General features: G+C 36.8%; 36 protein-coding genes and 1 tRNA gene. 16 read left to right on the top strand and 21 right to left on the bottom strand.

The window, feature by feature from the left end:
- Positions 1-35: 35 nt before the first annotated feature.
- The 3 genes from MS2017_RS05030 to metG all read right to left on the bottom strand — a co-directional run bounded on the left by MS2017_RS05030 (position 36) and on the right by metG (position 4,355).
- On the bottom strand, positions 36-1,979 hold the full coding sequence (locus tag MS2017_RS05030; protein WP_122951472.1) for a M3 family metallopeptidase: 1,944 nt from the start codon (positions 1,977-1,979) through the stop codon (positions 36-38).
- Between the two features lie 265 nt (positions 1,980-2,244).
- Positions 2,245-2,332: transfer RNA gene (locus MS2017_RS05025), tRNA-Ser, on the bottom strand.
- A 16-nt stretch (positions 2,333-2,348) separates the two neighbouring features.
- Entirely contained in the window at positions 2,349-4,355 is a 2,007-nt protein-coding gene (metG, locus tag MS2017_RS05020; protein ID WP_122951471.1) for a methionine--tRNA ligase, read from the bottom strand.
- Between the two features lie 69 nt (positions 4,356-4,424).
- Between metG and apbC the strand changes: the two genes are divergently transcribed.
- The 3 genes from apbC to MS2017_RS05005 all read left to right on the top strand — a co-directional run bounded on the left by apbC (position 4,425) and on the right by MS2017_RS05005 (position 6,766).
- On the top strand, positions 4,425-5,507 hold the full coding sequence (apbC, locus tag MS2017_RS05015; RefSeq protein WP_122951470.1) for an iron-sulfur cluster carrier protein ApbC: 1,083 nt from the start codon (positions 4,425-4,427) through the stop codon (positions 5,505-5,507).
- Between the two features lie 11 nt (positions 5,508-5,518).
- The gene (locus MS2017_RS05010; protein WP_122951469.1) at positions 5,519-5,941 is read left to right on the top strand and encodes a hypothetical protein; all 423 of its coding nucleotides are present in this window, start codon (positions 5,519-5,521) and stop codon (positions 5,939-5,941) included.
- 111 nt (positions 5,942-6,052) lie between these two features.
- Positions 6,053-6,766, top strand: coding sequence for a hypothetical protein (locus MS2017_RS05005; RefSeq protein WP_122951468.1), 714 nt, complete (start codon positions 6,053-6,055; stop codon positions 6,764-6,766).
- Positions 6,767-6,770: 4 nt separating this feature from the next.
- On the opposite strand, the gene fdx is transcribed toward MS2017_RS05005, so the two are convergent.
- The 15 genes from fdx to MS2017_RS11890 form a co-directional block, all read right to left on the bottom strand.
- On the bottom strand, positions 6,771-7,109 hold the full coding sequence (gene fdx / locus MS2017_RS05000; protein WP_122951467.1) for an ISC system 2Fe-2S type ferredoxin: 339 nt from the start codon (positions 7,107-7,109) through the stop codon (positions 6,771-6,773).
- A 28-nt stretch (positions 7,110-7,137) separates the two neighbouring features.
- On the bottom strand, positions 7,138-8,988 hold the full coding sequence (gene hscA, locus MS2017_RS04995; protein WP_071563279.1) for a Fe-S protein assembly chaperone HscA: 1,851 nt from the start codon (positions 8,986-8,988) through the stop codon (positions 7,138-7,140).
- Position 8,989: 1 nt separating this feature from the next.
- Positions 8,990-9,595, bottom strand: coding sequence for an ATPase (locus MS2017_RS04990; RefSeq protein ID WP_122951466.1), 606 nt, complete (start codon positions 9,593-9,595; stop codon positions 8,990-8,992).
- The gene (locus MS2017_RS04985) at positions 9,577-9,777 is read right to left on the bottom strand and encodes a hypothetical protein (RefSeq protein ID WP_122951465.1); all 201 of its coding nucleotides are present in this window, start codon (positions 9,775-9,777) and stop codon (positions 9,577-9,579) included. Before MS2017_RS04985 ends, MS2017_RS04990 begins: the two co-directional genes overlap by 19 nt.
- Complete coding sequence (hscB, locus tag MS2017_RS04980; RefSeq protein WP_071563282.1) at positions 9,774-10,286, bottom strand: Fe-S protein assembly co-chaperone HscB; 513 nt, start codon at positions 10,284-10,286, stop codon at positions 9,774-9,776. The genes MS2017_RS04985 and hscB overlap by 4 nt, the downstream gene beginning before the upstream one ends.
- Positions 10,287-10,300: 14 nt before the next feature.
- Positions 10,301-10,624: an iron-sulfur cluster assembly protein IscA gene (iscA, locus tag MS2017_RS04975; RefSeq protein ID WP_071563283.1), complete on the bottom strand. Its 324-nt coding sequence runs from the start codon at positions 10,622-10,624 to the stop codon at positions 10,301-10,303.
- A 9-nt stretch (positions 10,625-10,633) separates the two neighbouring features.
- Entirely contained in the window at positions 10,634-11,011 is a 378-nt protein-coding gene (gene iscU, locus MS2017_RS04970) for a Fe-S cluster assembly scaffold IscU (protein ID WP_071563284.1), read from the bottom strand.
- Positions 11,012-11,091: 80 nt separating this feature from the next.
- Positions 11,092-12,306: an IscS subfamily cysteine desulfurase gene (locus tag MS2017_RS04965; RefSeq protein ID WP_122951464.1), complete on the bottom strand. Its 1,215-nt coding sequence runs from the start codon at positions 12,304-12,306 to the stop codon at positions 11,092-11,094.
- A gap of 3 nt (positions 12,307-12,309) precedes the next feature.
- Entirely contained in the window at positions 12,310-12,735 is a 426-nt protein-coding gene (locus MS2017_RS04960) for an Rrf2 family transcriptional regulator (protein ID WP_071563286.1), read from the bottom strand.
- A 52-nt stretch (positions 12,736-12,787) separates the two neighbouring features.
- Positions 12,788-13,405, bottom strand: coding sequence for a serine O-acetyltransferase (gene cysE / locus MS2017_RS04955; protein WP_071563288.1), 618 nt, complete (start codon positions 13,403-13,405; stop codon positions 12,788-12,790).
- Between the two features lie 17 nt (positions 13,406-13,422).
- Positions 13,423-14,262, bottom strand: coding sequence for a lysophospholipid acyltransferase family protein (locus MS2017_RS04950; RefSeq protein WP_071563287.1), 840 nt, complete (start codon positions 14,260-14,262; stop codon positions 13,423-13,425).
- Positions 14,255-14,980 (bottom strand): tRNA 2-thiocytidine biosynthesis TtcA family protein, encoded by a 726-nt coding sequence (locus MS2017_RS04945; protein ID WP_306822012.1) that lies wholly within the window; start codon positions 14,978-14,980, stop codon positions 14,255-14,257. The genes MS2017_RS04950 and MS2017_RS04945 overlap by 8 nt, the downstream gene beginning before the upstream one ends.
- Before the next feature lie 558 nt (positions 14,981-15,538).
- Positions 15,539-16,543 (bottom strand): IS5 family transposase, encoded by a 1,005-nt coding sequence (locus tag MS2017_RS04940; protein WP_122951463.1) that lies wholly within the window; start codon positions 16,541-16,543, stop codon positions 15,539-15,541.
- A gap of 96 nt (positions 16,544-16,639) precedes the next feature.
- A complete protein-coding gene (locus MS2017_RS04935) occupies positions 16,640-16,855 on the bottom strand; it encodes a tyrosine-type recombinase/integrase (RefSeq protein ID WP_164707612.1) in 216 nt (71 codons plus the stop codon).
- A 157-nt stretch (positions 16,856-17,012) separates the two neighbouring features.
- Positions 17,013-17,198 carry a phage integrase N-terminal SAM-like domain-containing protein gene (locus MS2017_RS11890; RefSeq protein WP_122951462.1) on the bottom strand — a complete coding sequence of 62 codons (186 nt, stop codon included), beginning with the start codon at positions 17,196-17,198 and terminating at the stop codon, positions 17,013-17,015.
- Between the two features lie 378 nt (positions 17,199-17,576).
- On the opposite strand from MS2017_RS11890, the gene MS2017_RS11210 reads away from it, so the two are divergent.
- From MS2017_RS11210 to MS2017_RS04915, 4 genes are all read left to right on the top strand, one after another.
- On the top strand, positions 17,577-17,741 hold the full coding sequence (locus tag MS2017_RS11210; protein ID WP_164707611.1) for a hypothetical protein: 165 nt from the start codon (positions 17,577-17,579) through the stop codon (positions 17,739-17,741).
- A 128-nt stretch (positions 17,742-17,869) separates the two neighbouring features.
- Complete coding sequence (locus tag MS2017_RS04925; protein ID WP_122951461.1) at positions 17,870-18,142, top strand: hypothetical protein; 273 nt, start codon at positions 17,870-17,872, stop codon at positions 18,140-18,142.
- Entirely contained in the window at positions 18,126-18,896 is a 771-nt protein-coding gene (locus MS2017_RS04920) for a hypothetical protein (protein ID WP_164707610.1), read from the top strand. The genes MS2017_RS04925 and MS2017_RS04920 overlap by 17 nt, the downstream gene beginning before the upstream one ends.
- A 175-nt stretch (positions 18,897-19,071) precedes the next feature.
- Complete coding sequence (locus tag MS2017_RS04915; RefSeq protein WP_122951459.1) at positions 19,072-19,608, top strand: hypothetical protein; 537 nt, start codon at positions 19,072-19,074, stop codon at positions 19,606-19,608.
- Positions 19,609-19,643: 35 nt separating this feature from the next.
- On the opposite strand, the gene MS2017_RS04910 is transcribed toward MS2017_RS04915, so the two are convergent.
- From MS2017_RS04910 to MS2017_RS11205, 3 genes are all read right to left on the bottom strand, one after another.
- A complete protein-coding gene (locus tag MS2017_RS04910) occupies positions 19,644-19,904 on the bottom strand; it encodes a tyrosine-type recombinase/integrase (protein ID WP_164707609.1) in 261 nt (86 codons plus the stop codon).
- A gap of 63 nt (positions 19,905-19,967) precedes the next feature.
- Entirely contained in the window at positions 19,968-20,036 is a 69-nt protein-coding gene (locus MS2017_RS11885; RefSeq protein WP_420886047.1) for a hypothetical protein, read from the bottom strand.
- 23 nt (positions 20,037-20,059) lie between these two features.
- Entirely contained in the window at positions 20,060-20,245 is a 186-nt protein-coding gene (locus tag MS2017_RS11205) for a phage integrase N-terminal SAM-like domain-containing protein (protein WP_164707537.1), read from the bottom strand.
- 508 nt (positions 20,246-20,753) lie between these two features.
- Here MS2017_RS11205 and MS2017_RS11610 point away from each other — a divergent pair.
- The 9 genes from MS2017_RS11610 (at position 20,754) to MS2017_RS04860 (ending at position 25,426) form a co-directional block, all read left to right on the top strand.
- On the top strand, positions 20,754-21,119 hold the full coding sequence (locus MS2017_RS11610; protein WP_206423661.1) for a hypothetical protein: 366 nt from the start codon (positions 20,754-20,756) through the stop codon (positions 21,117-21,119).
- A gap of 167 nt (positions 21,120-21,286) precedes the next feature.
- Positions 21,287-21,787 carry a hypothetical protein gene (locus MS2017_RS04895; protein ID WP_122951456.1) on the top strand — a complete coding sequence of 167 codons (501 nt, stop codon included), beginning with the start codon at positions 21,287-21,289 and terminating at the stop codon, positions 21,785-21,787.
- 300 nt (positions 21,788-22,087) lie between these two features.
- Positions 22,088-22,339, top strand: a complete 252-nt coding sequence (locus MS2017_RS04890) for a hypothetical protein (protein ID WP_122951455.1) — start codon at positions 22,088-22,090, stop codon at positions 22,337-22,339.
- 11 nt (positions 22,340-22,350) lie between these two features.
- Positions 22,351-22,749 carry a hypothetical protein gene (locus tag MS2017_RS04885; protein ID WP_143108900.1) on the top strand — a complete coding sequence of 133 codons (399 nt, stop codon included), beginning with the start codon at positions 22,351-22,353 and terminating at the stop codon, positions 22,747-22,749.
- 11 nt (positions 22,750-22,760) lie between these two features.
- Positions 22,761-22,979 (top strand): hypothetical protein, encoded by a 219-nt coding sequence (locus MS2017_RS04880; protein WP_122951454.1) that lies wholly within the window; start codon positions 22,761-22,763, stop codon positions 22,977-22,979.
- The gene (locus MS2017_RS04875) at positions 22,963-23,172 is read left to right on the top strand and encodes a type II toxin-antitoxin system HicA family toxin (RefSeq protein ID WP_122951453.1); all 210 of its coding nucleotides are present in this window, start codon (positions 22,963-22,965) and stop codon (positions 23,170-23,172) included. Before MS2017_RS04880 ends, MS2017_RS04875 begins: the two co-directional genes overlap by 17 nt.
- 275 nt (positions 23,173-23,447) lie before the next feature.
- Complete coding sequence (locus MS2017_RS04870) at positions 23,448-24,098, top strand: CDP-alcohol phosphatidyltransferase family protein (protein ID WP_420885966.1); 651 nt, start codon at positions 23,448-23,450, stop codon at positions 24,096-24,098.
- A 39-nt stretch (positions 24,099-24,137) separates the two neighbouring features.
- Complete coding sequence (locus MS2017_RS04865) at positions 24,138-24,569, top strand: FAD synthase family protein (RefSeq protein ID WP_071565156.1); 432 nt, start codon at positions 24,138-24,140, stop codon at positions 24,567-24,569.
- A gap of 242 nt (positions 24,570-24,811) precedes the next feature.
- Complete coding sequence (locus MS2017_RS04860; protein WP_122951452.1) at positions 24,812-25,426, top strand: LysE family translocator; 615 nt, start codon at positions 24,812-24,814, stop codon at positions 25,424-25,426.
- The last annotated feature ends 322 nt before the right edge of the window (positions 25,427-25,748 follow it).

The raw sequence follows: 25,748 nt of genomic DNA, 5'->3' as shown, positions 1-25,748 counted from the left end.
GCAACCGCCCTATTCTTTAATAAAAAGAAATCATTTTACCCATTTTCACCCTTAGCATAAATGCCATTTGACTTAAGCAATGCTTTAATACTTGGGTCTTTTCCTCTGAATTTAATATATTGCGCCATAAAATCTAAACTACCACCAACTTGCAATATTTCCTTTAAAAAAGCATTTGCCGCATTCGAGCCAATGCCACCTTGAGATTGGACATAATAATACGCATCTGCTGCCAGCACTTCCGCCCATTTATAACTAAAGTAGCCTGCCGCATACCCACCACTAAAAATATGCCCAAAAGTGTTTAAAAAACGATTCTCATTTATACTAGGTATTAAGGCTGTTTCTTTTCTGATTTCATCCAAGATCGCATAAGTATCTCGGTCTTCTAAATGCGTTTTAATGTCCCATAGAGAAAATTCACATTGACGCAACATACCGAGCGCCGATTGGAAGTTCTTGGAAGCAATGAATTTATCATACAAATCATCTGGTAACGATTCGCCCGTTTGCCAATGCTTGGATAGCAATTTAACCGCAACTCGTTCGTAGCAGAAAAATTCCATATACTGACTTGGCAACTCCACCCCATCCCAAGGCACACCGGCAATACCTGCTGCTGATGGATACTTAACCGTGGTTAATATATGGTGTAACGCATGGCCAAACTCATGAAACAAAGTAACAATTTCATCGAACTCAAACAAAGCGGGCTTGCCATCAGAGGGAGAATTTAAATTACAAACCACAAAAGCAACCGGTTTATTATCGCCCATCAATGACTGATAATCCGCCATCCACGCCCCACCTCGTTTGTCTTCCCTAGCGTATGTATCCAAATAAATACGCCCAACCAAACCTGCTTTATTGATAATATCCAACACCTGAACATCTGCGTGATAACAACTCTCATTTACTACTGTAATGTGAACTTGATAAAGACGCTCAATGGTGGCAAACAATCCGCTTAACACCTGTTTTTCAGGAAAATATGGTGCCAAATCTGATTGCTTAAAACCAAATTTTTGCTGTTTGAGTTTTTCTGAATAATACGCCAAATCCCAAGGCATTAAATCCATACCCGAAAAAGCCTTAAGTTCTGCCAACTCTTGTTCTGCCTGTGGCTTTGATCGCTGCACCAAATCTTGCAAAAACTCTAACACTTGCTCGGTAGAATCTACCATTTTGGCGGCAATAGAGCGTTGTGCATAATGCTCAAAGCCCAATATTTTTGCCATCTCTAAACGCAATACCAAAATCTCATCCATAATGGCTTTATTGTCAAACTTTTTATCAGTAATGCCGATTTCAGATGCACGAGAAACATACGCTTTATAAACCTCTTCTCGCAAATCACGCTTATCCGCATACGCCATCACATCCATATAAATCGGTGCTTGCAAACTAATTTCATAACCATTAGCCGACTTGACTTTGGCAAGTTTGTCTTCGTCATAACCCTTTAAATCCACTTTGAAAACTGTTTTTTTCCATGCATTGGTTGCCATCAAACTGTTTTTAAAAAATTGATTACTCAAAATGCTTAAGCGCTCTTTAATGGCTTTAAACCGAGTAGATTTTTCACCCATCAGCCCCACGCCAGAAAGTTCAAAAGCCTTAATACTTTCTTTAATAATATGCTGTTGTTGCTTATTTAAGTCCGTGTCCAACAAATTCTTATAGACTTGATACAACTGTTTATTGCTGTTAATTTCAGTATAAAAATTAGTGATCAGTGGTAAAGTTTTTTCATACTCGGTGTTAAATGCTTCGCTAAACATAACTGCATTGAGATGAGAATTCACGCTAATATATTGCCCAAATTTAAATTCAAACTTGTCCAAAGGTTCGATCACCTCAGACCAAGTCTTGCCTTTGGCAGCGACATCCACCACTTTTAACCCTTCTTTGATTAAAGTTTGAACAGTTGTAACGATGTCTTTTGGGTGGAAATCAGGTTGCTTAAATGTATTTTTCATTTTCTATAATATTTTAATTGATTGTTTTTAATTTGAAACCCGTGTATAAATATGAATAATTATCAAAAATTCATTATTTGAAACCTTTGCATTAAACATAAATGTTAACCAAGGGTCAACTTTCACGCATTTGTAAATTTATATAAAGCTCATTTTAACCCCGATAGGGTAGAATTTATAAAAAATTACAACTGAATAAATAAAAAACTGGATGCAAAAAAAATGCCCTTAAATATTGATTCAAAGGCATTCTTGTATAAAATAATGGTGGAGAGAGAGGGATTCGAACCCTCGGTACCGTGAGGTACACCCGCTTTCCAAGCGAGCAAATTAAACCGCTCTGACATCTCTCCGTATAAAGGAAGTATTTTAACTGATTTTCATCCCTATTTGGGCACCAGAATCAGGTAATAAAATATGTAGGGATTTTCCATCACCAGCGGCCAACACCATGCCTTCTGAAATACCAAATTTCATTTTTCTGGGCGCTAGATTGGCAACCATAACAGTGAGTTTTCCTTCTAGTTCTTCTGGCTTATAGTGTGCTTTAATACCAGCGAAGACATTGCGGGTGTTGTCTTCGCCGATGTCTAGTGTGAGTTGTAGTAATTTATCTGCGCCTTCAACTGCTTGTGCTTTGACAATTTTAGCAATGCGTAGATCAATTTTAGCGAAATCGTCAATTTGAATCATATTGCCATCCTCTTCTTGTGTTTCTTCTTTGGTAACTTGCGTGCTTTGCTTGGATTTTTCAATCACTTGATTGATTTGCTCATCTTCAATGCGTGACATTAATGGCTTAAATTTATTAATTTGATGCTTGGTGAGTGGGTGTTTAATGTCTTGCCAATTTAATGAATCGACATTTAAAAAAACTTCAACTTGCTCTGCCATCGCTGGCAACACTGGCTTTAAGTAGGTCATCAACACTCTAAATAAATTAATTGCCAAAGAGGTAACATCATGCACTTGTGCCTCTTTGCCCTCTTCTTTAATAAGTTGCCAAGGTTTGTGTGCATCAATATATTGATTGGCTTTGTCGGCAAGTTTCATAATTTCACGCATGGCTTGACTGTAATTGCGTGCTTCGTACAGTTTGGCAATCTGCTCACCTTGATCAACAAATTCTTGATACAATTGTGGCTCAATCGCATACGCTGACAAGGTTTTATCAAATTTCTTCACGATAAAGCCAGCACTTCGTGAGGCAATATTTACCACCTTGCCAACCAAATCTGAATTAACCCGTTGTTTAAAATCTTCCAAATTAAGGTCAATGTCATCAATCTTAGCAGAAAGTTTATACGCATAATAATAGCGTAAACATTCGGGGTTTAAACTCTCTAAATAAGTTTTGGCTTGAATAAAGGTGCCACGAGATTTGCTCATTTTTTGCCCGTTGACGGTTAAAAATCCATGTGCAAAAATTGCACTTGGTGTGCGATAATTCGCTCCCATTAACATAGCTGGCCAAAATAGCGCATGGAAATAAACAATGTCCTTGCCAATAAAATGATACAACTCAGTATCAGACTCTTGATTAAAATATTCATCAAAATCAATATTTTGCTCATCACACAATTTCTTAAAACTCGCCATATAGCCAATCGGTGCATCAAGCCAAACATAAAAATATTTGCCCTCCACACCAGGAATTTGAAAACCAAAATAAGGCGCATCACGAGAAATATCCCATTGCTGTAAACCTTGCTCAAACCATTCTGCTAATTTATTGCTAATCTCACTCTGCAAATGCCCCGCTTCCGTCCACGCTTTTAGTTGTGCTTCAAACTGCGGTAAATCGAAGAAATAATGCTCAGAATCTTTGGTAATTGGTGTTGCACCCGATACAGCTGATTTTGCATTTTTTAATTCCGTTGGTAAATAAGTTGCACCACAAACTTCGCAATTATCGCCGTATTGGTCGCCTGCACCGCATTTAGGGCAATCACCTTTGATAAAACGATCGGGTAAAAACATTTTCTTCTCCGGGTCAAATGCCTGGGAAATGGTGCGAGTTTTAATGAATCCACGCTTGTTTAGTTTGTTGTAAATGTCTGCTGATATCGCCTTATTCTCATCCGAATGTGTTGAATGATATTGACTAAAGCCAATCAAAAATGCGCTAAAATCTGCTTGATGGCGATCACTCACGCCCTTAATTAATTCTTCTGGCGTAATGCCAAGTTCGTTGGCTTTCAACATAATAGGCGTGCCGTGCGCATCATCTGCACAAACAAAATGACATTCATTGCCCATCATCTTTTGAAAGCGTACCCAAATATCGGTTTGAATGTATTCTAATAAATGCCCTAAATGGATTTCACCATTAGCATAGGGCAGCGCTGAGGTAACAAGGATTTTTCTTGGTGTCATTATTAATATTAGGGTTAACTGATACAGTTATACGATAAAATAACTCATTTTACTTAATTGGACGCACTAATGGCAGATTTAACTCAAGACCAAATTGAAAAAATTCTTAGCAAGGTTGTAGATATTTACACTGAGCAAGATATTGTTTCTTCAAACGCACTAGACAGCACTGAAATCAACGGCGACAACATCACCATTAACATCGTCCTAAGCTACCCAGCACAAAGTTACCACCAAGCATTAACAGAAGCAATTACAACTGCATTATCAGACGCTGGCGCCAAAGAAGTAACCGTTAATATTGAGACAAAAATTGCCAAATACGCCACGCAAAAAGGGGTGGACATATTATCAGAAGTTAAAAATATTATTGCCGTTGCCTCAGGCAAAGGTGGCGTTGGAAAATCGACCACAGCCGTTAATCTAGCACTTGCACTACAAGCAGAGGGCGCCAAAGTGGCTATCTTAGATGCCGATATTTACGGACCTTCTCAGCCAAGAATGTTAGGCGTTTCTAAACTCAAGCCCGAAACCACTGGTGAAGGAAAATTACTCCCCATTTTAGGCCATGGCATGCAATCTATGTCAATCGGCTATTTGGTTGACGAAGAAAATCCTATGATTTGGCGTGGCCCTATGGTAACACAGGCTTTGGAGCAAATGCTACGCGATACTTTGTGGCGTGGTATAGACTATATGATTATCGACTTGCCACCCGGTACAGGCGACACACAATTAACCTTATCACAAAAAATCCCAGTTAGTGGTTCAATCATTGTAACCACGCCACAAGACATTGCTTTATTAGATGCTAAAAAAGGTTTGAAAATGTTTGAAAAAGTCAACATTCCAATCTTAGGCATTGTTGAAAATATGTCATTACACATTTGCTCTAAATGTGGTCACGAAGAAGCAATCTTCGGCGTTGGCGGCGGCGAGTCAATGGCAAAAGACGCTGATGTGAATTTCTTAGGTGCTTTACCATTAGAAATAGACATTAGAACAGATGTTGACGAAGGCACACCAACAGTTGCTAAAAATCCAGACGGCAAAGTGGCGCAAATTTATAAAGAAATTGCCAAAAAAGTAGCCGCCAAACTCACGCAACAAGACAAAGCATTAGGCTCATTCCCAAGTATTACCATTGAGTAAACTCGTTTAAAATGGACTATTTGGCACAGTTTCAAGGTCGCTTTATTGGCATTATGCAATGGGACGATTGTCGCGCATTGTTTGACAAACTTAGTAGTAATCCAAATGATTGGTATGTATACGACACCTCGAAAGTTGCGCCAAAAACAGTTACCAATACCAACGATTTTCTTGATACCATAAACAACATTAAGAAAATCATTAAAAGCGAACACCAAGAAAGGTATTGTGGCATTGTCTATACTAACGACCTAGACAACCCTGATTTTGTGAAAATATTTCACCCAAACAATCTAGGGAAATCTTGTGGCAGCAGCGAAAATCCACCAATACCCCAATGGCTACTGTCTAAAATAAAGCCAGTTGAAGTAATGGAAAAGTTTAATTCTCCATCTAAGAAAAAAGGATTTATTTCTAAATATTTTAAACTTTGAATGACTGAGGCATTATCATGAAAAATCAAAATTTATGGTTGGATTGCCCATTAAAGAGGTTCAATAAACGATTGGCTCAACCATTAAACTTAGTCTTTAAGTTATAAAAATATGGTGCAACTTAAATATTACGGAGACGATAGAGATTATTTTAAATATGACCTTATCTCCTTTGTTCTTAAAAATGGAGATTTTAAGCAGTATGGATTTGTCCCCATGCTCACTGAGCATCGCCATGATAATGAAGGTAATATTGCACCAAAATCCAGTGCTTGCAAATCTAAGGACTTGTTAAACTTTATTGCCACACATTCAAATCGGGATTTGAATAACTGGGAGTTATGGTTAAATAATTACATATCTACATACAATAGCATACAACCAATAAATACCGATTATTTTAATGGCGGCAATCGAATTGGTTATTGGGAAAAATACAAAAAAATTATAAGTGCTGAAGAATCACTTGTATTCTTTGACCCAGACACGGGTATTCAGGCAGGTAGAAAATCAAGAATAGAGCCAGAACATAAAGAAAAATACATATTAAATACTGAAATTGGCGCCATTATAAGCAAATTATCTGCTTCATCTGTGTTTGTTATTTATCAGCATTTGCAACGGAATAGCAAAAAACACGAACAAGACATTAAAAGCAAATGTGACGAACTGGCTAAAATAGATTCAACACTAAATATTTCTGTTTATCGAGAGAAAGATTTGGCATTTTTATTCATTGCAAGGGGTGTAAAAATAAGGGGTATATTAAACGCCTATCGCCAAAAAAGCACTGTTTCACCGAGTGATGTATATCCTAAAACTTGACTTCTTAATGATTTTCACTCACTTGGTTAATGGTATATTTTGGAATTTCAATGACCAAATCAATGTCATTGACGAGCGCTTGACAAGATAGGCGAGAATCGGGATCTAGTCCCCACGCTTTATCAAGTAAGTCGTCTTCTGTTTCATCGGATTCTTCAAGGTTGTCAAAACCTTCACGCACATAAATATGGCAGGTGGTGCAGGCGTTGGACATTTCACAGGCGTGTTCAATGTCAATGTCGTTGGCAAGCATTGCTCTACAAATACTAACACCCTTCTCGGCTTCAATAACAGCGCCTTCTGGGCAAAGTTCTTCGTGTGGCAATATAATTATTTGTGGCATTTTCTTACTCCTGTATTAAAACTGCTTCTCAATTGGAAAATTCATCAACATTGTGGCCTTTCATGGCTTGTGCGATGCTGCTATTCATACGCATTTCTACAAACTTAGCGCTGACTGCTTCAAGGTTGTCTATTTTATCCTGAATGACTTTTTCATTGTTATCTTTTGCAACGCTGGCCAATTCTGCTCTGGCTTGTAAAATGGCGTCAATCATCACTTGGTCTAGCATATTTGCATCTTTAGCCAATGCTGAATCAATCGCTTCTAGTGTTCTGTCTGCTTCTACTTGGGTTTCGTGCAGTTGTCTGGACTCAATATCATCTTTGGCAAATAAAATAGAGTCTTTTAACATTTGCTCCATTTCGCTGTCGCTCAGTCCGTAAGAGGGCTTAATTGTCACATCGGCTTTAACACCCGAGGTTTCTTCGATGGCGCTAACAGAGAGCAAGCCATCAGCATCCACTTGAAATTCCACTCGAATGCGTGCGTTGCCTGCCACCATGGGTGGAATGCCTCTGAGTTCAAATTTCCCAAGTGAGCGACAATCTTTAACCAATTCTCGTTCACCTTGTAGCACATGCACGCTCATCGCCGTTTGCCCATCTTTAAAAGTGGTAAATTCTTGCGCTCTGGCAATGGGAATGGTGGTATTTCGATGTACCACCTTCTCTACCAAGCCACCCATGGTCTCTAAACCGAGCGACAAAGGTAAGACATCTAGCAACAACATATCCTCTTGTGATTTATTACCTGCCAGTAAATTGGCTTGAATAGCAGCCCCTTTTGCCACCACCTCATCAGGATTGATGGTGCATAAAACGGGCTTGCCAAACAAATCGCCAACCATACCTCTGACCAAAGGCATCCGAGTTGATCCACCTACCATAACAATGTCTTTAATTTCACGCATTTCAATCTCAGCATCTCTTGCAGCGCGTTTAGTGAGCAGCAATGTGCGCTTGATTAACGCCTTGGACAAGGATTCAAATTTTTCTCTGGTGATGCGATACGGCGCTTCTACGCAATTAAATTCAGCAAATTCATGGTCGCTGAGGGTTTCCTTTGCGGTGCGTGCAAACTGTTTGATTTTCTGCATTTGTGTGGGGGTTAATTCACCCAGTTTTAACATTTCAATGCAATCGTCAATAATCAACTGGTCAAAATCATCACCGCCCAAAGTAGAATCACCGCCCGTTGCCAGCACTTTAAACACCCCTTTTTGAAAACTCAGAATCGAAATATCAAAAGTGCCGCCACCCAAATCATACACAGCATGAATACCCTCTTCGCCCGACTCCAAACCATACGCAACCGCTGCTGCCGTTGGCTCATTTAATAACCTTAAAACAGTTAACCCTGCCAGCGTTGCCGCATCTTTGGTGGCTTGTCGTTGTGCGTCATTAAAATAAGCAGGCACAGTAATGACAGCACCGACTAAATCACCGCCAAGGGCTTTTTCCGCACGCTGCTTGAGCGAAGTTAAGATAGTGGATGAAATCTCTACCGCAGACAAATCACCCATCGCAGTATGAAATTGCACATTGTTGCCATTTTCTACCAGCGTATAAGGGCAATTCTTAAAGGTCTTGACTTCCTTATAACTTAACCCCATAAAGCGTTTAACCGATATAATTGTGTTGGTTGGGTCGGTTTTTGCATAAGGGCAAGCGTCGCAACCCACTGTGAGTTTATTGTCTTTGCCACAATGTACAACTGAGGGCAAAATCGCCTTGTTGTTCTCATCTTTCAGCACCCTACTCTCGCCACTTTGCACCGTTGCTACCAAAGAGTTGGTTGTGCCTAAATCAATGCCAATTGCTAATTTATGCTGGTGCGGTGCAGTGATTTGACCGGGTTCTGAGATTTGTAAGAGTGCCATTTTATTTTGATTGTTTTAAAGTTTTTGCACAATTAATTAAGGGTTTTATCCAATTGGGTAAAATTTCATATTTTTTTAAAACTTGGCTGCCTTTATTGTTTTTGACTCTAAAAACAAGTTTTGGACTTCGTTCATCAACTGAATTATCATATACATATACTCTGTCAACTAAATTAATAACTCTAGCACAGTTCACAATAGATTTATAATATCGACTAATAATTTTATCAAGTGGAACATTATGCCCGCCTTTCATTATTCTACTTGCATTAATTTCAGGGCCTTCAGTTGCAATAAAAAAAAATCTAATAAAAAAACTAGCCTCAAGTGCTTTTTTTACAAACTTAATCTTTTCATTGGTAGAAAATACAGTTTCAAACACTAAACTTTGCTTATTTTTAATACAGTTTTCACGAATTTCTTGTGCATAATTTGCTGCTTTTACAAAAGACTCTTTGTTGCCCCATCCGCCAAATTTTTCTTGGGCAATAATATCTGGATTAACATAAGTAGCATTACCCAGCCACCCATGCTCAAGAAATCGTTCAGTAATTGTTGTTTTCCCAGAGCCATTAGTCCCCATAATACTTAAAGTAGGGTTTTCCATAATTTATCATTATTTCCATTGACATCTTTGGAAAGCCCTTGTAAGGTTTTATGCATTTCTAAACTGTTACTATTTGTGTGTACTGCACGCTTGTTTTCTATAAAAGAAACTTTACCAACATCTTTAAGTAATTCTTCCAATGCAAGTATGGATATTTCTTTTTTATCAAATTTTTTCTTCATAACCATTCGTCCATTAGTTGGCTTGCTTGGGTATTTAATTGTGTATAAAATTTTAATTCTCTAACTAAATCTTTAATTACGCTAAATTTATTAAGTTTAAATCCTTGTTGAATTCCCCCAATATTCTGTTTCATTTTACCAGCAATATTCTCAATAAAACCATCCAACGCCATCTCATCTTTTGCCATATCTATCGCCTCCAATGATTCTCTAAGTTCAATTTGACTCATTAAAAAATCCACATTCATTTGTGTGTCTTTTTCATCAAAAGCATTAATACCTTGTAATTCTAATAAATAAGTGGCTCGCAAAAGTGGTGATTTTAGCGTATCAAAAGCAGTGTTAATCAGTGAGGTATTTTGCATGGCAAGGGCTTTCTCTTTGTCGTTACCAGTGGCAAATTTATCGGGATGATGTTGTGCAATTTGCGTTTGATAAATTTGCTCCAAAGCAACCAAATCTATTGAAAAATCAGCCTCTAAAGAGAACAATTCAAAATAATTTTGCATTTATTTTTTAAAAGTTAAACAGTAAAAGATTCGCCACAACCACACTCGGCTTTGGCGTTTGGATTGTTAAACTCAAATCCTTCGTTAAGCCCTTCTTTGACAAAATCCACTTCGGTGCCGTCTAAATAAATCAAACTTTTGGCATCAACAATAACTTTAACGCCATTGTCTTCAAAAATAGTGTCATCATCATTCGCACTGTCAACAAATTCCATGTTATAACCCAAGCCAGAACAACCTGTGGTTTGCACAGACAAACGAATACCAATACCAGTGCCTCGATTGACTAAAAAACCAACGACACGATTAGCGGCAGTATCTGTCAAAGTAATTGCCATAATAAAAACTTATGCTTTACTTTTGATGTCGTTAATGGCTGCTTTAATTGCATCTTCAGCCAATACCGAGCAATGTATTTTTACGGGTGGCAATGCCAATTCTTCGGCGATGTCAACATTTTTAATTTGTGCTGCTTCGTCCAATGTTTTGCCTTTGACCCATTCTGTTAATAATGAACTTGAGGCGATTGCCGAACCGCAACCATAAGTTTTAAACTTCGCCTCTTCAATCACGCCATTCTCATCCACTTGAATTTGCAAACGCATCACATCGCCACAAGCAGGTGCACCCACCATGCCTGTGCCAACATTTTTAGCATCTTTGTCCAAAACACCCACATTGCGTGGATTTTCATAATGATCCAATACTTTTTCACCGTATGCCATCTTTCTATCTCCTTATTAAATACTTACTGTTATTCTAACCTTGTTGTGAGTCGCTAACCCATGTATTTATTATGCTCATTTTAATGGGCAGCCCATTCGACTTTACTTAAATCAATGCCTTCTTTAAACATATCCCACAATGGCGATAAATCACGCAATTTTTCTACTTTTTCACGCACTAAAACAATCGCTTTATCAATGTCAGCCTCAGTGGTGTAACGCCCAATACTAAAGCGAATGGAACTGTGTGCCAATTCATCATTTAGCCCTAATGCTCGCAACACATAAGATGGCTCAAGACTGGCACTGGTACAAGCCGACCCTGAAGACACGGCAATTTCGTTAATTGCCATCATCAATGATTCACCTTCTACATAATTAAAACTGATGTTAAGATTGCCTGGAATACGCTGCTCTAAATCTCCATTAACTTGCACTTCTTCCATATCCACAAAACCTGCCAATAAGCGGTCTCGTAGTGCAGTAATTCGTTTATCTTCCTCAGCCATTTCAACCTGTGCAATGGCAAATGCCTCACCCATGCCTGCGATTTGGTGTGTTGCTAGCGTGCCTGAACGCATACCCCGTTCGTGTCCACCACCGTGCATTTGTGCTTCTAAGCGAATGCGTGGCTTGCGACGCACATACAAAGCACCGATGCCCTTAGGTCCGTAAATTTTGTGCGCTGAAAAACTCATTAAATCTACGGGTAATTCGTTCACATTAATCGCCACCTTGCCAGCAGATTGTGCTGCATCAACATGGAAAAATACTTTGTGTTCACGGCACAGTTTGCCAATTGTCTCAATGTCTTGAATCACGCCAATTTCATTGTTCACATGCATAATAGAAACCAATATTGTCTCTTCGCGAATAGCGTCTTTTAACACTTGTAAATCCAACAAGCCGTTTGGCATTGGGTCTAAATAAGTTACCTCAAATCCTTCTCTTTCAAGCTGACGGCAGGTATCTAGCACGGCTTTATGTTCTGTTTTTAGCGTGATAATGTGATTGCCTTTTTTCTTGTAAAAATGCGCCACGCCTTTAATTGCCAAGTTATCGGATTCGGTTGCACCCGAAGTAAATACAATCTCTCTCGGGTCGGCGCTAATTAAATCTGCCACTTGCTTTCTGGCTTTTTTAACTGCCTCATCCGCTTGCCAGCCGTAATAATGTGAATTGGAAGCAGGATTGCCAAAATCGCCATCTAAAGTTAAGTATTTCATCATTATTGCAGCAACACGCTCATCAACGGGCGTGGTTGCAGAATAATCCATATAAGTAGGTGTTGTCATAATTTATAATCCTTTGTTAAGACTGGTGTCGTGATTGTCAATTACCATTTGCAGGGTTTTGCCATTCAAAAATGTTCTAATTTGTTGACTAACCTCACACCACAATTGGTGGGAGATACATTGGCGGCCGTTATTACATCCCTTCATCCCTTTGCAACGACGGAGGTCTATGTTTTCATCGACCGCTTCAATGATTTGCGTTAAACTAATATCCTTGGCCTTGGCATCAAGTAAATAACCGCCCCCAGGGCCGCGTACACTTTTTACCAGTGCCGCTCTCCTAAGTTTGGCAAATAATTGCTCTAAATAAGACAAAGAAATATTTTGCCTTTGAGAAATAATATCCAGCGTAATTGGCTTACCCGTATTATTAGATGCCAAATCTAACATCGCTGTTACCGCATAACGACCCTTGGTGGTTAACTGCATAATTCATATTCCCTCTAATAAACCTCATATTATATATAACCAAGTATTTTAGTCAAGTTTTATTTTCAATTTCATCTAATCGCTTGAGAATAGATTTTATTGCTTCAACATTCGGGTCATTGTCGTTACTCACACCATACGCATCAAAACTTAAATGCTCTGATTTATCACTCAGTACCCTACCCGGCACACCAACCACAGTTTCATTCGCAAAAACAGGCTTAGTCACCACAGCATTTGAACCAATCCTAACGCCATCCTCGAGAGTAATTGGCCCCAAAACTTTCGCACCTGCACCAATCACCACATTGTTTTTTAAGGTGGGATGGCGTTTGCCTTTGTCCCAAGTTGTACCACCCAAAGTAACCCCATGATAAAGGGTGCAATCGTCGCCAATCTCAGCCGTTTCACCAATGACCACACCCATGCCATGGTCAATAAAAAAGCGTCTGCCAATTTTCGCTGCAGGATGAATTTCAACACCCGTCAACCATCTTGCCAACATGGCAACAAATCTAGACAACCATTTAAGATTCAATCCCCATAATCGATGCGACAAGCGATAAAACAACATTGCCTGCACACCAGAATAAGTGGTTATTATTTCAAAAGTGTTTCTTGCCGACGGGTCACGCTCAAATACACTTTGAATGTCTTCAATAAATTTCATCTGCATATTATAACATCCTAATATTTTACAACACCCTTAAAGCGCTTATAATTCCACAAATATTGCTCAGGTTTGGTCTTTACCAAATCTTCAATCACTTGATTCATTGCCGCCACATCCTCCGCCAATACGCCCGATTTTGACAAAACATCCACAGGTTTAATATTCAATTCATACCCCCTGCCCTTGTCCAATCGTGTTGCCCAAATCAACAGCACTTTGGCGTTATTTTTTCTAGCCAATTTAACCAGCAGCGTCATTGTCCTAGCATTTTGACCAAAAAAAGGTGCCAAAACCCCGCCGCCTTCCCCTGGATATTGGTCAGGAAGAATAGCAATCAATCGCCCACTTCTTAAAGTGCGTTGCAATTTCAAAACGCCTTTTTTATTCGCCTCTATCATCTGCATATTCTGCCGTTTACGCACAGAAAGTAACAAAGAATTTTGCTTTTTATCACTCAATTCCTTATACATAGTAGTAATCGGTCTATAAAGCGACACTACACACCCTGCAATCTCCCAACAGCCAAAATGTGGTGCCAATAAAATCGCATTTTGCTCAGTTTGCAAGTGCTCTTCACCCTTTATTTTGACAACATGTTTTGCGTTATGCTCAACACTATTAAACCAAACAAAACCCATCTCACTCAAGCCCTTACCCGTTTCAATTAAAGATTTTTTAATTAAATTCTGCCGTTGCTCCTCACTCAAATCTGGAAAGCAAATATCAATATTTCTACTCACCACAGATTTAGAACGATTATTCGTCAAATACAACAGTCGACCAATCCCCCCACCGATAAAATGGTTCAACCTAAGCGGCATCAAAGCAAAAAACTTAAAAATAAATTTAATCATTCGTCTCATCCAACATCGGCTTCATCGCACTCAACAGATTCTTATACAAATTAGGCGAACGCTTCTCCTCACTCAACAACCACTGCTTAAAATGATCTCGCTCACTCGGCATACTAAAACACGCTGGACACGAATCCGCAATTACTGGCAAATCAGCAGATTCAGCAAAATCCGCCAACTGCCGCTCACGCACATATACCAACGGACGAATAACACGCAAATCCTTGTTGTCAATAACATAATGCGCCTTCATCGTCTGAATCTTGCCATTATGACACATCGACATCATCAAACTCTCACACAAATCATCCAAATGTTGCCCCAACGCCAACACATTGTAACCCTCTCTACGAGCCGCCCGATACATCAAACCCCGCTTAATACGCGCACAAAATGAACAATAAGAATCCCCTTTCATACTTTTTTTAGCCTGTGCCAAAATAGGAAATTCTTCAAAAAAATAAGGCACCTCAAACCGCTCAAAAAACCCCGCCAACGCCTGCGGCTCAAATCCCTCAACCTGTGGATCAATCGTTACCACCCCCAACTCAAATTTCACCGGAGAATGCGCCTGAAAATGCCGCAAAATATGAAACAAACTCAACGAATCCTTGCCTCCCGACACCGCCAACAAAATCTTATCTCCCGTCCTAATCATCCCAAAATCAGCAATCGCCTTGCCCACTGGTTTCAAAAGTAATTTAGGTAATTTTCGCATTATCATCCGCATAATTTTACAGTCTATCCAGCGGTAATCTTAATTATTATCATTGTCTGTTTTGCCAATGGAAAATATTCTAAAAAATTGCTAGTAATCTTGAGCAATGTATAACATTACCTCTAACAATGACGATGACGGCAAAGTTAAATCTGAAGAGTTATACCATTTTCAAAAATAAAATAAACAATATGAGACCTTTGCATAAATATGGATGATTAGCAAAATTGAATTTTTGCCCAATTGGTAATTTTCTTAAACCTTGTCCTAGTAGAGCTAAGGCTGGGTTTAAAAAATTACCAAGTGGGTGAAAAGTGGATTCTTGATGATTATTTATATTTATGCAAAGGTCTCTAAATGTATTTTTAATGGCAATAAAGACCCCTGCATAGCACCCTAAAACCGACCATCAAAACCCAAAACCCTCAATTTTTGACTTTTCAAAGTCAAAAAATATATAAAACCCAGCTTTCATTAAAAAAATCATCAATATCAACTATAAATCGCTCATTTTTTACTCTTTTTTGTACTGTTTCCACAAAAAAGACACAATAATCCCTAGGCTGTATTTAATCCCTTGTTAATATAAACATTCGCCGCTCTAACTAGATTATAAGCAATAGCTTTAAGATTAACTTCGCTGGCAACTTTCTCTAAACCAATATAACGACTTCTTGCCAAACCATAAGTGCGTTTGAGCGTACCAAAGGTGCGTTCAACCACAAACCTTCTTTTGCTGATTGCTTTATTGCGTAATTTATGCCAATGACTCATTTGCTTGCCTTTGGGTTTTTTGCGCATAATACCATCTCTTAACTTTTGTGCTTTAAGTGCTTCACTATTAGCTTGAGAGGCTGCTCCTTTGTCGTATAAAACGCTTACGCCTTTTTGATTGCCTACCTGTTTAACATTTTCTTCAAAATGAGTCATTTCACTATCATTAGCAGGGTGCGTAGTGGCTTTGTTAATTAATCCATTGGCATCAGTTGTTACTACTGATGAATATCCATAAGTGTATTTTCCCGCCTTAAATGTCCATCTTGCATCTTTATCATCTGAATATTGAATTGGGTTACTATCAATCTCATAAACCTCACCAGTTTTGTGTGTTGTAATAATCTTCTTAGTGCGTCTAGCACTTTGAATTAAGGTTGCATCCATGGCAACATGTTTGTCATTAGAGAGTTTGAGTTGATTATTCTCAAGCATAAGATTGATGCTACTCAAAAGTCTATCAAATAGATTTTGTTTGATTAGTTTGGTTCTAAATCTGCCAATGGTTGTAGCATCAGGTTTGTTGCCACTTAGGCTAAAGTTGCAAAAGTTAATAAAGACTAAATCTCTACTAAGACTATCAGCCAACTTCTCATCAGAGAGATTGTGCCATGTGCCTATTAATAGCGCTTTAAACAGACTAACAGCAGAATAGTCAACTTTAATATGAGACAGATCTTTGGCTATAACTTCCCAATCGATAACTTTGTTAATGATGTCTAGTTGGGAGTTTGGTATGTTGATAAAACTATCAGCAAAGGTTTGTTCTTGAGTGGTTTTAACTCGCATTTTTTTGTAAGTGTCTGATAATTATAGTATTTTATCATAAATGCTAATGTTTGCATAAGGTTTTGAGGGTTGATTTGTGATTTTTTGTTGGGTTTTTTAGTTTAATGCAGGGGTCTTCAATATTAAATTATTTGCCAATGGAGTTACCCAGTCTTTTTTACCCTTGCCATCCCACACTGTGATTTGCTTAAACTCAAAATCAATATCTTGCACACGCAAACACGCCACCTCAGAAATCCTCAAACCCCCAACATACAACAATTCCACAACCAGCCCAACCATGCCACCAATCAAAATGAGTACTTGTGCCACTTATTTTTTACTCAACACCACAGAGATTCTCGGCTCTTTGCGCGAGCGAGCTACATTAACGCCTGTCAAAGGTTGCTTTAAACCTTGGTATATAAAAAACACCAAAGCATTTTAAATGCCTGATTTTGCGTACTTTTTTGCTCAATAGCTAAATAAGTTAAATATTTTTCCACCTTTTGCTCAGAGTCTTCAAGCAAAGATTGTTTGTTTTTAACTGATAAAACCCAATAAACCGACCCACCCAATCTAAGTAAACTGTCTCTGTTGAATAAGCATATCTCTGCCTACGCAACACTTCACGAACTTTTTGTAAAGTTGTCTTGTTTTTATTTATAATAGTCATAGTATTTAAATAATCTAGTTAAAAAAGACCGTTTTTTCAATACAATACTTGATATTAGGTTTTATTGACAGTTTTTTACTAAAAACAAAGTAAATATGCCTAATTTTATTTTTAATACAGTATAATTGGGGGTGATAATACCTTGCGATAATAGTTATCTGTCAAAAAACACAATACAAACATGCAAGAAACAAAGGAAATATTGCAAATATTTATTATATGGTCAACGGTTGTAATAATTAGTGTTTTTGCATCAAGAAACCCAATACAAAAACTAGTAGGTAGGCTCATAAAATCAGAATCTGGTAAAGCAAAGGTGGGCTCGTTGAGATTGAACTTGGAAAATTAGCGGAAGAAGGAAAGAATGCTGTTCAAATTTTGAATAAATTAAATTTACTTATGGGTGAGTCAAGATTTCTAAAGTTGGAAGCAACCGAGAGGAATTTTGGGGCAGTATTTTCTGATGAGCAAAGAAAGAAAATGAAGTGGCATATTCAAAAATTGAAATTATTAACAAGCGAAACAGCTAACAAGGCAAATTAACTCAGACAGGTTTCGCCGCTGCGCTTCTCAGTCTGCTGGTTATTTACAATGTTAGCTTATATATTACTACATTATCAATGTAAGAGCGTTTCATTCAATGTGAATATTACTGAATCAAAGGATGTATTATGGATTTGTTTACCCCTATAGTTGAAGAAGATAAGCTACACAATAACTTTAAAAATATAATTTTAGAACCTGAAGCATATGCTCGTGATGTTATAAATGAGTGGGCAGATGGATTTATTGATAGAGATGGTAAATTCATAAAAGAGTTTCAAACTACATTCAACTCCTCATTTTGGGAAATATATCTTTACGCATCCTTAAAGCAGTTTAACTATAGTATTGACTTTACATTTCAAGCACCAGACTTTGTTGTAAATGATGGGGGGGAGTAAAACCTACATTGAAGCAACAACAGCAAATCATGCACAAGGAACAGATCCCGAATGGGGGGCAAAGATTGGAGATTTAGGAAAAGTTGATAAAGATGAGGTGGTAAAACATTCTAGTATACGGCTAGCTAATGCTTTAATTTCAAAATCAAAAAAATATGAAAGAAGCTATAAGCATTTAGTTCATATTAAGGGAAAACCATTTGTTCTAGCAATTGCCCCCTTCGAACAACCTTTTTTTTGGACGCAAAATGATAATGCAATCTGCCAAGTTCTTTATGGCTATAAAAAACCAATATTTAAAGATATACCTGAAGAAAACCGCCGTGAAATTCTTGGTCATGAATATATAGATTTCATAGAAAAACCAAATGGCGCTGAAGTGCCTATGGGCTATTTTACTAATGGAGAAATGCCAGAAATCAGTGCCGTAATATTTAGCAATACAGCGACTTTTGGTAAAGTCCGTGCGCTTAGCAAAGATCCATGCCCAATGGTTTTTGAGCATTTACGCTATAATAAAAAAGGACTAACGGCACATCATAGGGTTACACCTAAAAATGGATATGTAGAAACTTTACTAGAGGGGCTTCATGTTTATCACAACCCAACAGCAAGACACCCTTTAGATGAAAAATTTTTACAAGATAATGATGTTACACATCACTGGTATTCTTTTGAAGATGGCTTCCCGTTTGATGATGCAAAAGATGAGGCCTTAATTCAACGAATGACTATAGGAGTACGCCCTGAATAATAAATTCATTCGGCGCCTAAATCAACATCACAGCCAACAAGAAAATAAGGAGAAAATAAGGGGCACTACCCTTTTATTTATTAAATTATATTTAAAAACAATAACTTATGATTAAAAAAGCACCTAACCAGATGACTGCTGACGCGTCAGCTGATTTCAAGCATTAGAACATAAAATGAAAAATAAGTTTATTAAATTTATAGCCATAATATTTATTGTAAGTATTGCTGGATGTTTTACTGCACCGATAAACAATAAAGATTTTCAGAAAATAAGAAAAATTGAAAATTTAAACGGTACTTATCTTAACAAAGGCGATGCTGGAGATGAAAGAGATATATATTTGTCTCAAATTATTTGGGATAATGATAAACTGCTTAACCATAAATTGATTGGTGAAATTGTTATTAAGGCTTTAAATTCAAATGAATTACAAGTAAAGGCTGTGCAAAATCAATCCACAGTAAAGAAGCAAATTTTCATAAAAGGCAAAGATTTTAATATTGACTCTGGAAAGATTAATTTACAAAGTAAAATTTCGATAATAAATGATATTGTGATTGGGGTACAATATTACAATATTACTTTAGGAATAGATACGCTAGGAGATGGCAAATATGTTTATAGTGGCGGCGGCATGGGTCTCGCTCTTCTCGTTATTCCAATTGCCGTATATGTCACTGAACATGTTAGGTTTGTGAAAATAAAGTGAAAAAATATTCTAACAAATTATTCCGAAATAAGGGTTTAGTAAATTAAATTTAAATAAGAAATAAGAGGGTGCCACCCTTTTATTAAATGTATTTTTAATGGCAATATTAAATTATTTGCCAATGGAGTTACCCAGTCTTTTTTACCCTTGCCATCCCACACTGTGATTTGCTTAAACTCAAAATCAATATCTTGCACACGCAAACACGCCACCTCAGAAATCCTCAAACCCCCAACATGCAACAATTCCACAACCAGCCCAACCATGCCATCAATCAAAATGAGTACTTGTGCCACTTCTTTTTTACTCAACACCACAGGGATTCTCGGCTCTTTACGCGAGCGAGCTACATTAACGGCCTACTTTAAAACCTTGGTATATAAAAACACCAAAGCATTTAAAGCCTGATTTTGCGTACTAGACGCCACTTTTTGCTCAATAGCCAAATAAGTTAAATATTTTCCCACCTTTTACCCGGAGTCTTCAAACAAAGATTGTTTGTTTTTAACTGATAAAACCCAATAAACCAACCCACCCAATCCAAGTAAACTGTCTCTGTTGAATAAGCATATCTTTGCTTACGCAACACTTCACGAACTTTTTGTAAAATTGTCTTGTTTTTATTTATAATAGTCATAGTATTTAAATAATCTAGTTAAAAAAGACCGTTTTTTTTCAATACAATACTTGATATTAGGCTTTATTGACAGTTTTTTTACTAAAAACAAGGTAAATATACCTGATTTTATTTTTAATACAGTATATTAAGGCAATAATGCCTTATACTGATAGTTAGGTGGCCATCTCTCACTCCTTTTTTAGAGGGTGATTTAAAGGAGAAGTTATTATGACTTTTAAAATATATAGTGGCGGAACGCCAAATAATGCACCAAGTAAAACTGGCAATCCATCGGGTCCTAGCAGAGGAAACAATCCGCCAAGTAAATAACTTAGTGGTTTTTAAGGCAAAGCAAAAAAAAACATCTGTTTTTCCTTTTTTAATGATAAAGTAATTTTATGCACAAAGGCACAACATTAATGAAAATCCATAAAGTGTCAAAAGAGGAGTTATCTTATTTATTTTAAAAGCACATAACAAATCATTCCAGCCGACCGCTACCGCGTCCGCTGAATTCAAGCGTTATGTGACAATTTTTACAAATAAATGGAGAAGTAAAATAAAAAATATTTTAATAGTTGGTTTGAGTTTATTTTTTACTATCAATGTTTTAGCAAATTATTTGGGAAATTATAACAATAACTCTTATGGAATTAACTCTACTGGAAATGAATATGGTGCTGGAAATAAATATAAATCAAATAGCATTAACAATGAGTATGGGGAGTATGGCAGTAAATATAGTAACAAATCTGTAAACAATCCATACGCAACAAATGCACCCAAACTATATGACTCACAAGGAAACTATAGAGGTAGACTTAATACGACCCAGATTCTATATCAAATCCATATGGCAGATATGGTAGTAAATATTCTCCAGATAGCATAAACAACCCTTGCGGAACAGGAAATCAATATAAACTTGATAGCCCAAACAATTTATACGGCACTGGGTTGAGAATTTACGGGCAATGAGGTATACAAATATTTACTAAATAAGACTAATAAATACTAATATAGACTATATAATAGTAATTTTTACTAGGATTAATTATTATGAACAATATAGAACACCAGTTATCACAAGTAGAGTTAGTCTTTGAAAATGTTGCATTTCTTATTGCTAAAGAAGCTCAAGCAAAAGAAATTCATTCAACCGTAATTAAGGGGCTAATAATTTTATCAGAGGTTAAAAAATCAATCACAGAAAAAGATATTAAAGAAGATAAATACAGTCAAAGTGAAACCGATGAAATAAAAAAAGTGGAAAGGAAATTAAAACTTTGGAGCAAAGAAGAAAGACAGAAAAATATTAATTCTAGGATATTAAATGAATTTTTGAAATTAAAAAAATATGGCAATAAAGACATAACAGAAACTGACATACAAAATAAGTTACTTGATGTAGAGGATTTTAAAAGTAATTTTGACCAAATGAAAAATATTGCAGAGAAAAATAACGGTAAAATTTTTGAGCAAAATGGCGATAATATTGAAATATGGAAGCCAGTAAGTAAGTTTGTATCTAAATATGAAAAGATAGTATTTCAAGAGTGAAGCCACATAACAAATCATTCTAGCCGACCGCTAACGCATCGGCTGAATTCAAGCGTTATGTTTGGAGTATAAAAAATAATTGAGGTCAGTGTGTCATTTATGGTATGGGTATCAGCCAAGAAAGAAATGCAAATTATTTGAATATGTTTGAATAAGTTGAACCTGAGTTATTATTTAAAATAAGACAAACAGCAAGCAAATCTTTGGTACTTGGTAGTGAAAAGTTTATTAACGAGATTGAGTTATTAACTAATCGGAGGGTGAGCAGTAGGAAAGCAGGCAGACCTAGAAAGCGTAAAAATGAAAATTAATAACACACTGACCCTAATTATTTCAAAAAATCTTGCAAAGAGGTTTGGTGTTTCAATTGATCCAAAAAGAGATTCTGGCATTCGCTTGTTGAGAAAGCTGGTAGAGGAAGACGCCATTAGTGATGACCAGTTTCAGCTCGCTGTAAAAATCATGAATGTATGTAATAAGGCTGTTCATGGTGAGCATGTTTCTTATGAACAAGCATTATCAATAATTGATTCCGCTGATGTGAGGCGTTAGGTGTGGAAAATATGAACAATTATGAAAGGAGTGTATTTAGCACTACATTGCTAAATAATGACAATTGGTTAGTAAAAGTTGGGATTACTGGAAGATTTAAAATTAGCCTTAAAGATAGAAACTTAACAAGAAAAGTATCTAGATTTGAAGGTCGTCATTTAGTAGAAATTGTAGAATCTATGTTTAACCTAAAAATAACCCCTTTTCATTTGTTAAAGTTAATAAAGGCAAAAACACCAGACTTTTTGAATATGGTAAAAAATAATGAATTTCAATATATGATGGAATGTTTTGCAGAGGCTGTTTTTAGTAATGGAGGCGTTAGGTGGCAAACATTTTTTGAATATTCACCAAATGATGTTGCTAAAACTATCAATACACAAAGTGTGATAAAATTTAAATTTATTTAATCAAATAAATTATGAAAACAATTATTAAAAAAGACGGCGATGGTTATTTAGCCCAAGTAGAGGGGCATCAGAACTTATTTGCATTTGCCTATTCTGAGAAAGAGGCAATTATGGAATTAAAAAATGTTGTTGAAATGATGATGGATTATCATCTTGAGCAAGTAAATGATGAAAGAATTATCAAGAATGAATTAACTCATGCGGTAGAAGAGTATGCCGTTCAAGTATAGAGAGTTTGAAAGAAAATTAACAAAACTTGGGTATAAGGTTGTGCGTCAAAAAGGCTCGCATGTTATATTTTCAGATGGCAAAAATACTTTTCCAATGCCAAATCATGGTTCAAAAGATATTTCTCCTGGTGTTGAAAGGCAGTTATTAAAAATACTAAACTTAACAATCAATGAATTTAGAAAAATCAAGTAGAGCGCCTAATAAATCATTCCAGCCGACCGCTAACGCGTCGGCTGAATTCTAGCGTCAATCGCCTTGCCCACTAGCCTCAAAAATAATTTAGGTAATTGTCGCATTATCATCCGCATAATTTTATAATCTATCCAGCAGTAATCTTAATTATTATCGTTGTCTGTTTTGCCAATGGAAAATATTCTAAAAAATTGCCAGTGATCTTGAGCAATGTATGACATTATCTCTAACCTTGATGCTAATATACGTTATAATTCTCATTTTTAATAATGACGATGACAGGCAAAGTTAAATCTGAAGAATTACAACCTACCATTCTTTCTTTTGTTAAAGATCTTCCCAACCTTTGCTCTCTTGCAGGATTAGCCTGTACAATACTCGCCATTTATTTTAGTATTTTGGGTGTTTATCACGCTGCCATGATTGGTATGATTTGGGCAGTTGCCTTTGACTGGGCAGATGGACTTATCGCCCGAAAAATGAAAGGCCGAACTAACAAACAAGGCTTCTTTGGCGGGCAACTTGATTCACTAATAGATGTTGTAAACTATGGTGTGGCACCAGCCATTCTGCTTTTAAGTTATGGCAAATTTTCCCCTATTTTTCTATTGGGAGCATTTATTATTATTTCAGCAAGTGCCATTAGGCTAAGTTACTTTAATACCTATGGTCTTTCCAATGGAACACGATATACTGGAATGGCACTTGATAACAACAGTATAATACTAGTTTTTGTATTTCTATTCGAAAATACTGTCAGTGTAGGCGTGTATTCAATCATTCTTTATGTTGTTTGTTTACTTCTTTCCGCATTAAATGTTTCAGAAATAAAAACACCAAAACTTTCTGGAAACCCAGTCAGCGTTTATATGCTTGCTATTTATACGCTAGGAATAACAGGTATCTATGGTTGGAAACTTCTATAGAAGATAAAAATCACTTTAATTTAGGAGCTAAATAGCATAATGGTAGTTTACACAGTAGGCACTTTTGATTTATTGCATGTTGGGCATCTTGCGTTACTAAAATATTGCGCCACTTTAGGCGATTCAGTTGCCGTTGGCGTTGCATCCGATGAAGTTGTTAAATTATACAAACCCAATATCCCAGTTATTCCCATTGAACAACGCATGGAAATGCTTCAAGCACTTTGCTGTGTAGATATCGTACTCCCCTACCATGAACTAGATTACCTTACCGTCTGCAAGCAAGTCAAGGCAGATATTTTTGTCATTGGAGAGGATTGGGGTAAAAAACCACACAATCAAGATGTGGAAAACTATTTTAATACAGCCGGAAAAAAAGTAGTTCAAATCAAATACAGTCCAAGAAATTCGTCCACTAAAATAAAACAAGATGTTATTGCTCAACTTCAAGTAGCCGATGCCATGAGGTAGCAATTGTACGGAATGAGTAGCCAACAAATTGTCCGTTGAGTCAGGTGTTAACATAAGAAAGTTGCCCTTGAATTTAAAATATTGCACACACCACTAACCAACAACATCTTTATTTTAAACGCCTCTTATTCAAGGTTTTTGTTATACCTTCGCTCCCAAAACCCAAATATGCACCCCCAAGTGGAGTTTGGGAGCAGGGGCAACATCAAGATCTTAAAATTATTTTAGAATAAGGGTAAACAATGACAATATTTAACATCCTAAGTTTGGCAGGAGCGATGTTTTTACTGGCAATTATTCCTGGGACAGGGGTTTTTATTACCATTTCAAGAGCCTTGGCATCGGGTTTTAAAAATGCATCTTTAGTGGTTGCTGGGATTGTTTTAGGGGACTTGGTTTTTCTTTTATTGGCTATTTATGGTTTATCGACTATGGCTGAAATATTGGGAGAGTTATTTGTGGTGGTTAAATATTTAGGTGGAGTGTGCTTAATTTGGATGGGTTATAAAATATGGATTGAGAGGCAAAAAAATATTAACTTAGAGGGTGTTGCAGAGTTGTCGTGGAAAAGTAATTTTTTTAGTGGTTTGGCGATAACATTCGGCAACCCAAAAGTTATTTTATTTTATTTGGGTTTTTTGCCAACATTTGTTAATTTGAGGGCTTTGTCTAAATTTGATGTGCTTATACTTGTGTTGGTCGTGTCTATTGTTTTGGGTGGGGTAATGCTTACTCATGCTTATTTTGGAGCAAGTGTAAAGCGACTATTTAAAGATGAAAAAATAAACAGGAGAAAGAATTGTATTGCTGGTGGGGCAATGATGGCAATTGGTACCGTTTTGATTATAAAAGCCTAGCAAAAACATCTGGGGGCGGCAAAAGCGACGCTCGCTCCTCGCTCTGATTTTTGTCGTCACTAATGCTAAGTGTTAAGTACAATAGGAAAGCGCTTTAATTTAAAACATTGTATGCACTGCTAGTTAACAATATTTTTATCTTTACTTAAACACCTTTTGTTCAAACTTTTTATTGTCTTCTTGCTCTTAAACTCAGGTATACATCCCTAGGCAAGGGTTGGGAATGAGGGATTTATATTTATACAAGGGTTTCTAATAATAACAAGTTGGGTCTGCCTATGATGATATTCAAGGTGAATATTATGTAAATGAAAAAAAATGA

Origin of the sequence: Bathymodiolus thermophilus thioautotrophic gill symbiont, from assembly GCF_003711265.1 — a bacterium.
Lineage (GTDB): Bacteria > Pseudomonadota > Gammaproteobacteria > PS1 > Pseudothioglobaceae > Thiodubiliella.
Note: the sequence above shows the minus strand (reverse complement) of the source record. Positions and strands in the feature narration are given on the sequence as shown.

What these genes read in the sequence shown, in the direction of transcription:
- MS2017_RS04960 (WP_071563286.1), bottom strand. Translation starts at nt 12,735, where the DNA reads ATGCAGTTAACCACCAAGGGTCGTTATGCGGTAACAGCGATGTTAGAT.
- MS2017_RS04875 (WP_122951453.1), top strand. Translation starts at nt 22,963, where the DNA reads ATGCCGTTCAAGTATAGAGAGTTTGAAAGAAAATTAACAAAACTTGGG.
- MS2017_RS04895 (WP_122951456.1), top strand. Translation starts at nt 21,287, where the DNA reads ATGAACAATATAGAACACCAGTTATCACAAGTAGAGTTAGTCTTTGAA.
- MS2017_RS04985 (WP_122951465.1), bottom strand. Translation starts at nt 9,777, where the DNA reads ATGAAGAAAAAATTTGATAAAAAAGAAATATCCATACTTGCATTGGAA.
- MS2017_RS05030 (WP_122951472.1), bottom strand. Translation starts at nt 1,979, where the DNA reads ATGAAAAATACATTTAAGCAACCTGATTTCCACCCAAAAGACATCGTT.
- MS2017_RS04890 (WP_122951455.1), top strand. Translation starts at nt 22,088, where the DNA reads ATGAAAATTAATAACACACTGACCCTAATTATTTCAAAAAATCTTGCA.
- MS2017_RS04925 (WP_122951461.1), top strand. Translation starts at nt 17,870, where the DNA reads ATGGATTTGTTTACCCCTATAGTTGAAGAAGATAAGCTACACAATAAC.
- apbC (WP_122951470.1), top strand. Translation starts at nt 4,425, where the DNA reads ATGGCAGATTTAACTCAAGACCAAATTGAAAAAATTCTTAGCAAGGTT.
- iscU (WP_071563284.1), bottom strand. Translation starts at nt 11,011, where the DNA reads ATGGCATACGGTGAAAAAGTATTGGATCATTATGAAAATCCACGCAAT.
- MS2017_RS05005 (WP_122951468.1), top strand. Translation starts at nt 6,053, where the DNA reads ATGGTGCAACTTAAATATTACGGAGACGATAGAGATTATTTTAAATAT.
- hscB (WP_071563282.1), bottom strand. Translation starts at nt 10,286, where the DNA reads ATGCAAAATTATTTTGAATTGTTCTCTTTAGAGGCTGATTTTTCAATA.
- MS2017_RS04860 (WP_122951452.1), top strand. Translation starts at nt 24,812, where the DNA reads ATGACAATATTTAACATCCTAAGTTTGGCAGGAGCGATGTTTTTACTG.
- MS2017_RS04880 (WP_122951454.1), top strand. Translation starts at nt 22,761, where the DNA reads ATGAAAACAATTATTAAAAAAGACGGCGATGGTTATTTAGCCCAAGTA.
- MS2017_RS04865 (WP_071565156.1), top strand. Translation starts at nt 24,138, where the DNA reads ATGGTAGTTTACACAGTAGGCACTTTTGATTTATTGCATGTTGGGCAT.
- MS2017_RS04940 (WP_122951463.1), bottom strand. Translation starts at nt 16,543, where the DNA reads ATGCGAGTTAAAACCACTCAAGAACAAACCTTTGCTGATAGTTTTATC.
- MS2017_RS04870 (WP_420885966.1), top strand. Translation starts at nt 23,448, where the DNA reads ATGACAGGCAAAGTTAAATCTGAAGAATTACAACCTACCATTCTTTCT.
- MS2017_RS11890 (WP_122951462.1), bottom strand. Translation starts at nt 17,198, where the DNA reads ATGACTATTATAAATAAAAACAAGACAACTTTACAAAAAGTTCGTGAA.
- MS2017_RS04915 (WP_122951459.1), top strand. Translation starts at nt 19,072, where the DNA reads ATGAAAAATAAGTTTATTAAATTTATAGCCATAATATTTATTGTAAGT.
- metG (WP_122951471.1), bottom strand. Translation starts at nt 4,355, where the DNA reads ATGACACCAAGAAAAATCCTTGTTACCTCAGCGCTGCCCTATGCTAAT.
- MS2017_RS04990 (WP_122951466.1), bottom strand. Translation starts at nt 9,595, where the DNA reads ATGGAAAACCCTACTTTAAGTATTATGGGGACTAATGGCTCTGGGAAA.
- MS2017_RS05010 (WP_122951469.1), top strand. Translation starts at nt 5,519, where the DNA reads ATGGACTATTTGGCACAGTTTCAAGGTCGCTTTATTGGCATTATGCAA.
- fdx (WP_122951467.1), bottom strand. Translation starts at nt 7,109, where the DNA reads ATGCCACAAATAATTATATTGCCACACGAAGAACTTTGCCCAGAAGGC.
- hscA (WP_071563279.1), bottom strand. Translation starts at nt 8,988, where the DNA reads ATGGCACTCTTACAAATCTCAGAACCCGGTCAAATCACTGCACCGCAC.
- MS2017_RS04965 (WP_122951464.1), bottom strand. Translation starts at nt 12,306, where the DNA reads ATGACAACACCTACTTATATGGATTATTCTGCAACCACGCCCGTTGAT.
- MS2017_RS04885 (WP_143108900.1), top strand. Translation starts at nt 22,351, where the DNA reads ATGAACAATTATGAAAGGAGTGTATTTAGCACTACATTGCTAAATAAT.
- MS2017_RS11205 (WP_164707537.1), bottom strand. Translation starts at nt 20,245, where the DNA reads ATGACTATTATAAATAAAAACAAGACAATTTTACAAAAAGTTCGTGAA.
- iscA (WP_071563283.1), bottom strand. Translation starts at nt 10,624, where the DNA reads ATGGCAATTACTTTGACAGATACTGCCGCTAATCGTGTCGTTGGTTTT.
- MS2017_RS04950 (WP_071563287.1), bottom strand. Translation starts at nt 14,262, where the DNA reads ATGATTAAATTTATTTTTAAGTTTTTTGCTTTGATGCCGCTTAGGTTG.
- MS2017_RS04945 (WP_306822012.1), bottom strand. Translation starts at nt 14,980, where the DNA reads ATGCGAAAATTACCTAAATTACTTTTGAAACCAGTGGGCAAGGCGATT.
- cysE (WP_071563288.1), bottom strand. Translation starts at nt 13,405, where the DNA reads ATGAAATTTATTGAAGACATTCAAAGTGTATTTGAGCGTGACCCGTCG.
- MS2017_RS04920 (WP_164707610.1), top strand. Translation starts at nt 18,126, where the DNA reads ATGATGGGGGGGAGTAAAACCTACATTGAAGCAACAACAGCAAATCAT.